Below are 12,555 nucleotides of genomic sequence, written 5' to 3'. Positions count from 1 at the left end.
GACCGGCTAGTCTCCACGCAGTTCACGGCGATCGCCTGTGCGGTGGGCCTGTGCCGGTGAAAGCGACGTGAGAGACGTAGGAGACCTGTCGGTGTCGGATGGCTTCGAGGTTCCGGGCGCCACGGCGACGGTGCCGCTGTCGGCCGTCGTCGCCCGTGTCGCCGTAACTGCCGACCGGCTCGGTGTGCCGCACGCGGAGGTCTTCGACACCGGACGGCTGTCCGTCGCCTCCGGGGTCCCCGAGTCCGTCGTCAAGGCCCTGCTGAGCGGCCGCCCGGCGGGCGAGCCCGATGTCCAGGCCCGTTTCCTGCAGCGCCTGGACCTGCTGCGCCGCACCCGGCTCAAGCCCAACGGCCGCAAGTACACCCAGCAGGAGATCGCCGACGGAGCCGGCATGTCCCGGCAGCAGGCGGGCGCCCTCATCAACGGTGACCGCCGTCCCACGATGGAGCACTGTGACGCGATCCAGCGGTTCTTCCGGGTGCACGCCGGCTTCCTGACCGCGGAGGACCCCGAGGCCCTCGCGGGCGCCCTCCAGCACACCGAGCAGGAACTGCTGCAGAAGCTCGCCGCACGGGAGGCGGCCGCGGCCGCCGAGGACCCGCTGGAGCGGCTGCTCCAGGACCACGGCGTGCGCGGGATCGCCTGGCGGGCGGCCCAGCTGCCCACCGACCAGCACCGGGACAAGGTCGCGGAGTGGCTGGACATGCTCCTGGAGAGCGTGAAGCGGCCCGAGTCGTGATCCGGGGGAGAACAGTGGGCATCGCCAGGGAAATGCGCCGTCTGTGCGGCGGACTCGTCTCCGAACTGACCCTGCCGGCGCCCGCCGCGCCGGCCGACCTGTACACCGCGCTCTGCGACGGGATGAGCAGACGCCGCGGCCGGCCCGTCCACTTCCGCACGGCGGCCTTCCCGACCGACACCGCGAGCGGGCTGTGGCTCGACATGGCCGACCAGGACCTCGTCGTCATCGAGGAACGCACCGCGCCCGACCACCAGTTGGTGATCCTCGGGCACGAACTGTGGCACATGAACGCGGGCCACTGCGGCCTTCACGTCGAGGGCGCCTCGGTCGCGGCGCGTTTACTCACCGACGGGGCCGACCTCCAGGCGACGGTCCGCAGGGTCGCCGCGCGCACCCGCTTCGACCTCTCCGACGAGAAGGAGGCCGAGAGCTTCGGCCTGCTCCTCGCCAGCAAGTGCCGCGCGTGGCTCGCCGGTTCGTCCCCGCGCGGCCGCGGCCGTGATGATCTGGCGGGCCGCATCGAGGCGTCGCTCGGCTATCTGGGACCGAAGAACTGACCTCTGCGTACGGCCATCAGGTCGCGCTGCGGCGGCTCGCCTCCCGCAGCTCCCGCACAGCCGCCTCGGGCAGGTCGGGGTGCGCCCGCGGGCGGCCCTCACGCAGGAGCCGGCGCCAGTGGTCGCGGCTCCAGTCGGCCGGGGCGGTGGTACGGGTGAACTCCTCGACCAGGGCGAGGAACCGGGCCGGGTCGGTGTGGAACGGGAAGTGCCCGGCGCCCTCGAAGATCTCCAGCCGGCTGCCCGGCATCGCCTCGTGGGCGCGGTGGGCGTGCCGGACCGGCACCACGCTGTCCCGGTCGCCCCACAGCAGCATGGTGGGCATCCCGGCGGTCAGATAGCAGCGGTCGAGCATGGTCACCACCTGCCCGCGCCAGTCGACGACGGCACGCAGGGTGCGGACGAAGACGTCACGGGAGGTGGCGTCCGGCAGGGCGTCGACGAGGTGGAGCAAGTCGGGTGCGTCCTGGCCGAGATCGGTGTCCAGAAGCTTCATCAGCCCAATTGCCAGGCCGACTTGGGTACGCATGCCGGGCAACCGTAGTGCGGAGAGGGCGAGATGGGCGCCGGGCAGGGAGACCAGCCGCAGGGCGGGGGTGACCTCGCGGCCCACTCCTCCGGCACTGACGAGGACGAGCCGTTCGGTGCGCTCGGGGAACTGGTAGGCGAACTGCATCGCCACTCCCCCGCCGAGGGAGTGCCCCACGAGGGTCGCCGACTCGATGCCGAGCGTGGTCAGCAGGTCGCGCAGTCCGTTGGCGTACGCGGCGACCGAGTAGTCGGCACGCGGCCGGTCGGAGGCGCCGTGGCCGAGGAGGTCGGGCGCGACGACGGTGTGGGTGCGGGCGAGGCCGGGGATCAGCTCGGCCCAGGTCGCCGAGGAGTCCCCGATGCCGTGGACGAGAACCAGCGCGGGGCCCTGTCCGGCCCGGCGGAAGGCACGCCGGTGACCGTGCACGACCCGGTACTCGAGGGCCGGCTCCCGGCCGCCCGCGGCGCGCGGTCCGACGGCGCCCAGCGGACGCCGCATCGAGACGTCGAACACCCGTCCTCCTCCCTGGTCGACACCGCTTCCTCCCAGCGTAGGGAGCGTTTCCACCCGGGGATTTCGGAGAGGTTTCACCTCCGCTAAGCGGGCGAACCGGGGGCGGTGCGACCGGATTGTCAGTGGTGGGCGGCAAGCTGGGGGGTGCGCCGTCGCAGGGCGGCGTCCGCGCCGCCCCGGCGGCGTGGAGACGACGCCGAGACGGGGAGAGCCGACCGATGATGCCCACTGCCGTACTGACCGACCGCGAGCGCACCGCCGTCCAGGCCTATCTGCGGCTGCTGCACACCGTCCGGGCCGCCTTCGGCGGGGATGTACCCCGGGTGGTCCCGCCCGCCGTGCTGGCGGAGGCGGAACGGGCACTGGCGGAGGCGGGACTCGCGGGCAACGAGGAGGAGTTCTTCAGACTGCTGCAGAGCTGGTGCCCCGCCCCGTGACGGGGCTCCGGCTCCGGGCTCCGGGCCGCGGCCGGGTCAGCGGTGGTGGACGGTGACCGTCGTGGCCACCAGGCCGCGGCGGACCGTCCAGGAGCCGTCGAAGTGCCCGAGCCGGTGGCCGCCGAGCACCGGTCCGGGCACGAGGAGCCGGGCGCGGAAGGTGCCGCGCCCCTCCCCGTCCGTCCCGGCCGAGACGTCGATGTCGGCCTCACTGAAGTCCAGCCACTTACGGGTGAGGGGGAACCACGCCTTGTAGACGGATTCCTTGGCGCTGAACAGCAGCCGGTCCCAGTGCACCTCGGGCCGCCGGGCGCTCAGCCGTGCGAGCCGCTCCTGCTCGGCGGGCAGGGCGACGGCCTTCAGCACCCCCTCCGGGAGCGCCTCGTGGGGCTCGGCGTCCATGCCGAGGGCCGCCAGGTCGGCGGCGCGGACGAGGGCGGCGGCACAGTAGCCCTCGCAGTGGGTCATGCTGCCGGTCAGGCCGTCCGGCCACTGCGGCGCGCCGCGCTCGCCGGGCAGCACCGGCTGCGGCGGCACCCCGAGCTTCTCCATCGCGCGCCGGGCGCAGGAGCGTACGACGGTGAACTCCCGGCGCCGCTTGGGCACCGCGCGCGCCACCAGGGCCTCCTCCTCGGGGTAGAGCGGCGCGTCCCCGAACTCCCGGACGCCCTCCTCCCCGAAGGCCTCGACGGCCACCACGGACTCCGGCAGCAGTTCCTCGATCACCGGTCCTCGCTCTCCGCCGGCGTCTGCCGCCGCGTCAGGGTCGTGTCCTCGGCGGGTGCGGGCAGGATGCGGCGCAGCCGGCCCGGCGGCTGCACACGCTGGCGCCACTCGCGCGGATAGCCCACCGAGACCTCCTCGAAACGGACGCCCTCGTGCCAGGTGGTGCGCGGGATGTGGAGATGGCCGTAGACCATGGTCGCCACGCGGAAGCGGCGGTGCCAGTCGGCGGTCAGCCCGGTGCCGCACCACATGGCGAACTCCGGATGCCACAGCACGTCCATCGGGTGGCGGTGCAGCGGATAGTGGTTGACGGGAACGACCGGGAGATCGTCGGGCAGTTCGGCGAGTCTGCGTTCGGTCTCGGCGACCCGGGCCCGGCACCAGGCCTCGCGGGTCGGGTAGGGGTCGGGGTGCAGCAGATACTCGTCGTTGCAGACGATGCCGGTCCCCTGCGCGTACGCGAGCCCCTCGGCCTTGGTCGTGCAGCCGGCCGGCAGGAACGAGTAGTCGTACAACAGGAACAGCGGCGCCACGGCCACCGGGCCGCCCGGGCCCTCCCACACCGGGTAGGGGTCCTCGGGCGTCACCACGCCCAAGTCCCGGCACAGGCCGACCAGATGCTCGTACCGGGCGACGCCGCGCAGGGTGACGGGGTCGGAGGGGTGGGTCCACAGCTCGTGGTTGCCGGGCACCCAGACCACCTTGCGGAAACGGCCGGCGAGGGTCTTCAGCGCCCAGCGGATGTCGGCCACGTTCTCCGAGACGTCCCCGGCCACCAGCAGCCAGTCCTCGTCCGTGTCCGGCGCCATCCGCTCGACCAGGGCACGGTTCTCGGGATAGCCGATGTGCAGATCACTGATGGCCAGCAGCTGCCCGGCACCACCGGCCGTCGACGTCACCTCGCGTCCTTCCGTTCACCACTCACGAAGGTCACCACGACAGCACATTCGCGGGCGCGGAACAAGGCCGCCCCTGTCGTGTCACGCAGGTGTACGCCATGGTTACCGAGCGGTCACTTCCTTACCGGACGGGATGACATCGGTGAACAAGATCAGAAAATCCGTAACACGCGCGTTGCACGCGGCACGGCTGGGAAGCCGTATGATCGCCCCAACACCACCGCCATGGATGCCCCTTCAGCAGGGCGGTTTGGTGACCCTCCAATCCCCCTGCCCGGGCACGGGCTCGCTTTGCCCTGCCCGCGAACCCTGAAAGGCGGCCTCGCATGGTCTCTCGCGTACGCGTCTGGCTCAACCGCACGTACGCGGAGAACGTGTTCTTCATGGATCAGCTGCGGAGAAATCCGAGCGATCGCGCGGTCGAGATCCATGCGACGCACGGTGACGCGGACTCGCCCGTGCTGGCCGCCGCCGACACCGCCGACCTGGAGCCGGAGGGCCTGTCACCCGCCGCCTACGTCGAGTACGCGCTGGACCAGTGCCAGCGCCGCGGCATCGACGTGTTCGTGCCCCGGCTGGAGCAGGCGGCGATCGTGGCGCACCGCGCCGATTTCGAGGCGATCGGCACGGCCCTGCTGGCGCCCACGCCCGAGGCCGTCGCCGTGTTCGAGGACAAGGTCGTCGCGTACGAGGCCGTCCGGGCGATCGGTGTGCCCGTGCCGCCGTGGCACCGGGCCCGCAACGCCGACGAACTCGTCGCCGCCGTGGAGGAGTTGGAGGAGGCGGGGTACCGGGCGTGCTTCAAGCCGGCGTCCGGCGCCGGCGGGGTGGGCTTCCGGGTGATCACGCGCGCCCCCTTCTCGCTCATGCACCTCAGCGGCTTCCCGACCCCGTACGTCCAGCTGGACATGGTCGTCGAGGCGCTGAAGCAGGCCGACGAGGCCGTGGACTGGCTGGTGATGCCCCGTCTGGAGCAGCCGGAGGTGTCCGTGGACTGCCTCACCGGCCCCGACAACCGGGTGCGGATGGCCATCGGCCGCACCAAGAACGGCCGCCGCCGCGGCTTCACCCTCCAGGAGCAGTGGCTGGAGCCGGCCCGGCGCATCGCCGAGGGCTTCGGGCTGCACTACCTGTCCAACATCCAGTTCCGTATGTTCGGCGACGAGCCGGTCCTCATGGACGTCAACACGCGCCCCGCCGGCGGGCTGCACCAGCTGTCGCTGTGCGGGGTCAACGCCCCTTGGGCCGCTGTGCAGTTGGCGCTCGGGGAGGACCCGGGCGAGGTCGTGCCGCCGTTCCTCGGGCAGGACTACACGGTGGTGTCCGGGCCGCGGCCGCTGCGTGCGGTGTCGCTGCCGCACCAGCGGATCGAGGACAGCACCGAGCCGCTGCTGCCCGCCGTGCCCGCCCAGGCCGAGGCCGTCGTCCCCGCGCAGACCGGGGTCGTCGAGGTGACGCCCGCCGGCGCGGCGGAGGTGCTGCCGCTCTAGCGGGCGTTTCTCTCACCGGTATGGACCAATTCCGTCTCTCACCTTGACAGGCGGATTGGTCCATACCAACTTTGTTGCGCACCCCCCTTTGCAGTTCTGCACTCCCGAACACCCCCATACCTTCAGGGAGATCGCGTGCGCACGACACCCCGCAGACGCCCCTGGCGTCGAGTTCTCGCCCTGCTGGGCTCCGCGGCACTCGCGCTCGCCGGGGCCATCGCGCTGCCCGGCACCGCCGAGGCGGCGAACATCCTCACCAACCCCGGTCTCGAATCCGGCTCCCTCTCCCCCTGGTCCTGCACCGGCAGCCTCGGCCAGGTCGTCTCCTCGCCCGTGCACAGCGGGTCCAAGGCCCTCGCGGGGGCGGTGAGTTCGAGCGACATCGCGCAGTGCGGCCAGACCGTCCCCGTCCAGCCGAACACGACGTACACGCTCAGCGGCTGGGTCCGGGGCAGCTACGTCTACCTCGGCGTCGACGGCGGCGCCTCCACCTGGACCTCCTCGCCGTCGGCGTACAGCCGGCTGTCGGTGGCCTTCACCACCGGTGCCGCGCAGACCAGTGCGACCGTCTATGTGCACGGCTGGTACGCCCAGGGCACCTACTACGCCGACGACATCGGTCTGGACGGGCCGGGCGGCGGGGGCGGCGGCCCGGACACCCAGGCGCCCAGTGCGCCGACCGGGCTGACCTCCACCGGCAAGACCTCCTCCAGCGTGTCGCTCACCTGGGGCGCCTCCTCGGACAACACCGGCGTCACGGCGTACGACGTCTACAGCGGTTCCTCGCGGGTGCTGAGCGTCTCCGGCACGTCCGCCACCGTGGGCGGGCTCTCCCCGAGCACGGGTTACACCTTCAGCGTGCGGGCGCGCGACGCCGCCGGGAACGTCTCCGGAGCCTCCAACTCGGTGTCGGTGACGACGAACGCGGGCAGTGGCGGGACCGCGTTCAAGCAGGCGGCGCCCTATCTGTACGAGGGCTGGGGCGATCCGCCGAATGTGCCCACGGTGATGAGCGCGACGGGCGTGAAGTGGTTCACGATGGCGTTCATGCTGGACGGGGGCGGCTGCAACCCGATGTGGGACAGCACCCGCCCGCTGACGGGCGGAGTCGACCAGAGTGTCATCAACCAGGTCCGTTCGGCGGGCGGCGACATCGTGCCGTCGTTCGGCGGCTGGCAGGGCAGCAAGCTCGGCGCCAACTGCTCCTCCGCGAGCGCCCTGGCGGGCGCGCTCCAGAAGGTGATCGACGCCTACGGTCTGAAGGCGATCGACATGGACATCGAGAACACGGACGAGTTCGAGAACGAGGCCGTGCAGGCGAGGATCCTGACCGCGCTGAAGACCGTGAAGGCCAACAACCCCGGGCTGAGGACCATCGTCACCTTCGGCACCTCGACCACCGGGCCGTCGTACTACGGCAACCGTCTCATCGAGCAGGCCAAGTCGATCGGCGCCGACATCGACGTCTTCACCATCATGCCGTTCGACTTCGGCGGCGGCTCCGACATGTACGGCAACACCGTGAACGCCACGGAGGGGCTGAAGGCCAAGCTGAAGTCCACCTTCGGCTGGGACGACGCCACCGCCTACGCCCACATCGGCATCTCCGGCATGAACGGCCTGTCCGACCAGCAGGAGAACACCACCCCGGCGATCTGGACGCAGATCCGGGACTGGGCGAACTCGCACCACATCGCCCGGCTCGCCTACTGGGCCGTCAACCGTGACCGCTCCTGCCCCGGCGGGGGCGTGGTGAGCAACTGCTCCGGCATCAGCCAGAGCACCTGGCAGTTCACCTCCATCACGGCGGGCTTCACCGGCTGAACCGGCGAACCCCCGCGAGGAAATTTCTTTCGCCCGGGGTGTATCACGGAGCGAGGTGCGGGTTCTAAAGGGTGTAACCGTGAAGGCCCACCGGGGACGACGGGGGAACGTGAGGGTCCCGGTGGGCCGGCGCGGAGGCACCGCGGTTCAGGGTTCACCGTTCAGGGTCCGGTGCACGGGGGATCGGGGAAGCACCAGCCCCCGGGAGTCATGGGGGATGCCCGGGGGCACGGGGGATCGGGGCGGACGGCCGCTGTCACGGGGAGCGGCCGCCCGCTCCCGCCCTGTCCTCAGCCCGTCGGACAACCCCAGGCGCGGGCGATCTCACCTGGGTGTGTGCTGGGTGTGACGGCGCACGGGATCCTCAGAACCTGCCCGAGCCCCGGTAGAGCTCCAGCTCACCGTCCAGTTCCACGGCGAGCACGGTGGCGTACGGGTCGAGGTCGGCCCCGGCCGGCGGGTCGATCCACAGCACCCCGACCGCCTCGTGCAGCCCACCCACGACCCGGTGCCCGAGTTCCGTCCCGGTGCCGAGCACGGTGACCCTGCGCACCGGTGTCGCCAGCCCCCGTACCCCGATCTCCGCGCGCGGGGCGTCGAACAGGGTGAGGTAGAGGGTGCGGCCGTCGGCGGAGAGGGTGCTGGGACCGTAGTGGTGCCCGGCCGGCAGCCCGCGGACCGTCCCGTACACGGCGTCGGCGTGCCTGCGGATCCACTCCCCCAGTCCCTCCAGCCGTTCGACCTGCGGCTGCGGGACGGTGCCGTCCTCCATCGGGCCGACGTCGAGCAGCAGATTGCCGCCCCCGCCGATGGTCTCCGTGAAGTAACGGATCAGCTGGGCAAGGGACTTGTGGTTGTGGTCGTGATGCTGGTAACCCCACGAGTCGTTGATCGTCAGGCACAGCTCCCAGGGGCCGTCCGGCGGCACGATCGGGGCGCCCTGCTCGGGGGTCGCGTAGTCGCCCTCGCTGAGCATCCGGGCGTTGAAGACGACGTCCGGGCTGTACGAGCGGATGAGCGCCGCGAGTTCGGGGATGCGCCACTGCTCCTCGCTGCGGTCCCACTCCCCGTCGAACCACATCAGGTCGGGCCGGTAGCGGGAGGCCAACTCCCTGATCTGGCCGTCCCGGTAGGCGATGAACCGCTCCCAGGCCTGAAGATCCTCGTCCTGTGCCGAGCACTCCGAGTAGCGGTTGTCCTCCATCTCCGGCGGGCGGCCCGGCTTGCGGGTGCTGGCGTAGTCGGGGTGGTTCCAGTCGGAGTGGGAGTAGTACAGGCCGACCTTCAGGCCCTTCTCCCGCAGCGCGTCGGCGTAGCCGGTGAGGTAGTCGCGCCCGAGGCTGAGATCGCCGTACGCCGTGTCCCACAGCGCCACACCGTCATGGTGACGGCTCGTCAGCACCGCGTACCGGGCGCCGGCGCGGGCGAACAGGTCGGCCCAGGCCTTCGGGTCGTAGCGAGCTCCGGTGAAACGGCCGAGCTGGGACATGTACTGCTCGTGCGGCACGATGTCGTCGTAGAACGACCAGGACTCCTGGACGCCGTCGACGGCGTAGATGCCCCAGTGGACGAAGATCCCCAACTTGGCGTCGGTGAACCAGGGTTGCATGGGCACGGCTGAACTCCTCGACAACGAAAGGGACTGCGGGAAGGGCGGGCACGGTGGTGCAGTACCGTGCCCGCCCGGCACAGGTCCGGGCGTGCCCGCCCGGACGGGGTCCGGCCCTACGCGCCGCGCCGCAGCCGGAGCGTGAGGACCTGGAAGGGACGCAGGCTCACCTCGACCGCGCCGCCGGCGTCCGTGGCCGCCTCCGCGTCCTCCTCACGGGGCCGTTCCAGCAGGTCGGTGACCTGGAAGCCGGCCAGCGGGAACCCGGTGCGCACAAGGCCCCGGGCCCGGCCGCCGCGCGACTCGTACAGACGCACCACCACATCGCCCGACCGGTCGTCGGCGAGCTTGACCGCCTCGACGGTCACGCCGTCGCCCTCCACGCTCACGACCGGCTCCGCCGCGCCCGCCGACTCCGCCACCCGCAGCGGCAGGTTGAGCGCGTAGCCCTCGGCGACCGCGTCGCCGATCGTGGCGCCCGGCAGCAGGGAGTAGGTGAACCGGTGCCGGCCCTGGTCGGCCTCGGGGTCCGGGATACGCGGGGCGCGCACCAGGCTGAGGGCGACCGTGGTCGTCGTACCGCCGTCCTCGCGGACCGTGCGGGAGACGTCGTGGCCGTACGTCGAGTCGTTGAGGACGGCGACACCGTAGCCGGGTTCGCCGACGTGCACCCAGCGGTGGCCGGAGACCTCGAAACGGGCCGACTCCCAGCTGGTGTTGGTGTGCGTGGGCCGCTGGACATGACCGAACTGGATCTCGGCGGAGGAGTGCGCGGCCCGCACGTCGACCGGGAAGGCCGCCTTGATGATCTTCTCGGCCTCGTGCCAGTCGATGTCGGTCTCGATGTCGATGCGCGGGCTGCCGGCCCGGACCGTGATCGTCTGGGTGAGGGTCGACCCCTTGCCGAAGGAGCGGGTGACGCGGATCGCGCCGAGCAGCGGGTCGTCCTCGACGACGGTGACGGAGTCGGGGTCGAGCAGGTCCGTGAAGCGGTTCTTGTAGTGCTTGTCGATGTCCCAGGCGTCCCAGTAATTGGGCAGGTCGGTGTGCAGCCGGAGCAGGTTGCCCTGGCCGGCGAGGACCTCACGACCGGCCCGGATGTCGTATACGGAAGACAGTGTGCCGTCGTCCGCCACCTGTACCCGGACCAGTCCGTTGTCCAGCACCCGGCCGCCGGAGACCGTCACCGGCTGCGGCGAGCTGCCGGCGGCGGCGAGCGGCGCGCTGCCGCTCCCGGGCACCTCGACGTACGCCGGCGCGCCCGCCGAGGTGCGGATCACCTCGGCACGGTCGTACGGGCCGGCGTTGAACACCCGGGTGCCGCCCGCGCCGAGCGCCACGACCGCCTCCGCCGTCAGCGCCTCCAGCTCCTCGGCGACACGGGCGTACTCGGCCTCGGCCTCGCGGTGCACCCAGGCGATCGAGGAGCCCGGCAGGATGTCGTGGAACTGGTGCAGCAGCACCGTCTTCCACAGCCGGTCCAGCTTCTCGTACGGGTAGGAGTAGCCCGGCGCGTGCAGCGCGGCCGTCGTCGCCCACAGCTCGGCCTCGCGCAGCCGGTGTTCGCTGCGCCGGTTGCCCTGCTTGGTGCGGGCCTGGGAGGTGTAGGTGGCGCGGTGCAGCTCCAGGTAGAGCTCGCCGACCCAGACGGGGGCGTCCGGGTACTCCTCGCGGGCCTTGGCGAAGAACTGGTCGGGGTGCTCGACGACCACCTTGGGCGAGCCCTCGAGGTCGGCGAGGCGGCGGGCCCGCTCCATGATCTCGCGGGTGGGACCGCCACCGCCGTCGCCCCAGCCGAACGGGGCGAGCGAGCGCGTACCGCCGCCCTTCTCCGAGTAGTTGCGGACCGCGCGGTCCATCTCCTCGCCGCTGAAGCGGGCGTTGTAGGTGTCGACCGGCGGGAAGTGGGTGAAGATGCGGGTGCCGTCGATGCCCTCCCACCAGAAGGTGTGGTGGGGGAACTTGTTGGTCTGGTTCCAGGAGATCTTCTGGGTGAGGAACCAGTCGTTGCCGGCGAGCTTGGCGAGCTGCGGGTAGGCGGCGGTGTAGCCGAAGGAGTCCGGCAGCCAGACGCCCTTCGTCTCGACGCCGAAGTGCTCGATGAAGAACCGCTTGCCGTGGATGAGCTGGCGGGCGATCGCCTCGCCGCCGGGCAGATTGCCGTCGGCCTCCACCCACATGCCGCCGACCGGCGCCCACTGGCCCTTCTTCACCGACTCCTGGATGCGGGCCCACACGTGCGGGTAGTTGTCGCGCACCCACTCGTACTGCTGGGCCTGCGAGCAGGCGAAGATGAAGTCCTCGTACTCGTCGGCCAGCGACGTCACGTTGGAGAAGGTGCGGGACGTCTTGCGCTTGGTCTCGCGGATCGGCCACAGCCAGGCGGAGTCGATGTGCGCGTGGCCGACGCCCGAGATGGTGTGGGCGCTGGCGTGCGCGGGGCGGGCCAGGACGGGCGCGAGCACCTCGCGGACGGCGGCGGCGCTGCCGGAGACGTCGTCCAGGTCGAGGGCGTCCATGGCACGGTCGAGGGCGTGCATGATCTCGTGGCGGCGCGGCTCGTGCTCGCCGAGGTGGACCATCAGCTCGCGCAGCACCTGGAGGTCCAGGTCGAGGTGCCAGACCTGCTCGTCGAGGACGGCGAGGTCGGCGCGGCGGAATGTATACAGTGGACGGTCGCCTGCCGTCAGTACATCGCCGAGCAGCGTCGGCTCGGCGAAGTCGTTCGCCAGGATGTCGGGGTTGGAGGCCGCCTCGACCAGGTAGTCGATCCGCTCGCCGCCGGCCGCCGGGTTGCCGACGGCCACGTACTGGTTGAGCGGGTTGACCGCCTTCAGCGGGGTTCCGTCGGTGCGGTGGACCAGGGCCTCGGCCTGGTTGCCGGGCCAGTCGCCGACGAAGCCGAGGTCGATGACGGCCTCGACGCGCCGGCCCGCCCACTCGGCGGGCACCTGCCCGCTCATCCGGAACCAGGTGGTCCCCCAGGGCGGACCCCACGGGGTGCCCATCGCGAAGGGCTCGTAGACGGCGCCCGCGGCCTCCTCGAACGGCACGGGCTCCCCCGGCGCCTGCCAGGCCTCGACCTCGAAGGGAACGGTGGCCGCGTAGATCGCGGGCTTGATGCGCTGGTTGTGGACGCGCTCGACGCGCTCCTCGATGCGGCGGCGTTCGTCGTGCATGGGTTGTCTCCAGGGAACCGGGAAGTAGGAACCGGGTGGGGAGA

General features: G+C 71.5%; 10 protein-coding genes. 5 read left to right on the top strand and 5 right to left on the bottom strand.

Annotated elements, in window-relative coordinates; genetic code table 11:
• Positions 1 to 91: 91 nt before the first annotated feature.
• Both AQJ64_RS03595 and AQJ64_RS03590 read left to right on the top strand, forming a co-directional pair.
• Positions 92 to 742: a helix-turn-helix domain-containing protein gene (locus AQJ64_RS03595; protein WP_055634763.1), complete on the top strand. Its 651-nt coding sequence runs from the start codon at positions 92 to 94 to the stop codon at positions 740 to 742.
• A 32-nt stretch (positions 743 to 774) separates the two neighbouring features.
• The gene (locus AQJ64_RS03590; RefSeq protein WP_055634764.1) at positions 775 to 1,302 is read left to right on the top strand and encodes a hypothetical protein; all 528 of its coding nucleotides are present in this window, start codon (positions 775 to 777) and stop codon (positions 1,300 to 1,302) included.
• Between the two features lie 16 nt (positions 1,303 to 1,318).
• Here the strand turns inward: AQJ64_RS03590 and AQJ64_RS03585 are convergent, their stop codons facing one another.
• Positions 1,319 to 2,332: an alpha/beta fold hydrolase gene (locus AQJ64_RS03585; RefSeq protein WP_055634774.1), complete on the bottom strand. Its 1,014-nt coding sequence runs from the start codon at positions 2,330 to 2,332 to the stop codon at positions 1,319 to 1,321.
• 236 nt (positions 2,333 to 2,568) lie between these two features.
• On the opposite strand from AQJ64_RS03585, the gene AQJ64_RS03580 reads away from it, so the two are divergent.
• Complete coding sequence (locus AQJ64_RS03580) at positions 2,569 to 2,784, top strand: hypothetical protein (RefSeq protein ID WP_055634775.1); 216 nt, start codon at positions 2,569 to 2,571, stop codon at positions 2,782 to 2,784.
• 36 nt (positions 2,785 to 2,820) lie between these two features.
• Here AQJ64_RS03580 and AQJ64_RS03575 read toward each other — a convergent pair whose 3' ends face one another.
• Positions 2,821 to 3,510 (bottom strand): 4'-phosphopantetheinyl transferase family protein, encoded by a 690-nt coding sequence (locus tag AQJ64_RS03575; protein ID WP_055634765.1) that lies wholly within the window; start codon positions 3,508 to 3,510, stop codon positions 2,821 to 2,823.
• Entirely contained in the window at positions 3,507 to 4,409 is a 903-nt protein-coding gene (locus AQJ64_RS03570) for a metallophosphoesterase family protein (protein WP_055634766.1), read from the bottom strand. The genes AQJ64_RS03575 and AQJ64_RS03570 overlap by 4 nt, the downstream gene beginning before the upstream one ends.
• A gap of 326 nt (positions 4,410 to 4,735) precedes the next feature.
• On the opposite strand from AQJ64_RS03570, the gene AQJ64_RS03565 reads away from it, so the two are divergent.
• Positions 4,736 to 5,899, top strand: coding sequence for an ATP-grasp domain-containing protein (locus tag AQJ64_RS03565; RefSeq protein WP_055634767.1), 1,164 nt, complete (start codon positions 4,736 to 4,738; stop codon positions 5,897 to 5,899).
• Positions 5,900 to 6,034: 135 nt separating this feature from the next.
• Positions 6,035 to 7,723: a carbohydrate binding domain-containing protein gene (locus AQJ64_RS03560; RefSeq protein WP_055634768.1), complete on the top strand. Its 1,689-nt coding sequence runs from the start codon at positions 6,035 to 6,037 to the stop codon at positions 7,721 to 7,723.
• A 364-nt stretch (positions 7,724 to 8,087) separates the two neighbouring features.
• Here the strand turns inward: AQJ64_RS03560 and AQJ64_RS03555 are convergent, their stop codons facing one another.
• Both AQJ64_RS03555 and AQJ64_RS03550 read right to left on the bottom strand, forming a co-directional pair.
• On the bottom strand, positions 8,088 to 9,338 hold the full coding sequence (locus AQJ64_RS03555; RefSeq protein WP_206189734.1) for an alpha-L-fucosidase: 1,251 nt from the start codon (positions 9,336 to 9,338) through the stop codon (positions 8,088 to 8,090).
• A 110-nt stretch (positions 9,339 to 9,448) separates the two neighbouring features.
• Positions 9,449 to 12,511 carry an alpha-mannosidase gene (locus AQJ64_RS03550; RefSeq protein ID WP_055634770.1) on the bottom strand — a complete coding sequence of 1,021 codons (3,063 nt, stop codon included), beginning with the start codon at positions 12,509 to 12,511 and terminating at the stop codon, positions 9,449 to 9,451.
• Positions 12,512 to 12,555: the final 44 nt, after the last annotated feature.

The sequence above is a fragment of the Streptomyces griseoruber genome (genome assembly GCF_001514205.1).
Classification (GTDB): domain Bacteria; phylum Actinomycetota; class Actinomycetes; order Streptomycetales; family Streptomycetaceae; genus Streptomyces; species Streptomyces griseoruber.
This window is presented reverse-complemented; position numbering and strand designations above follow the sequence as displayed.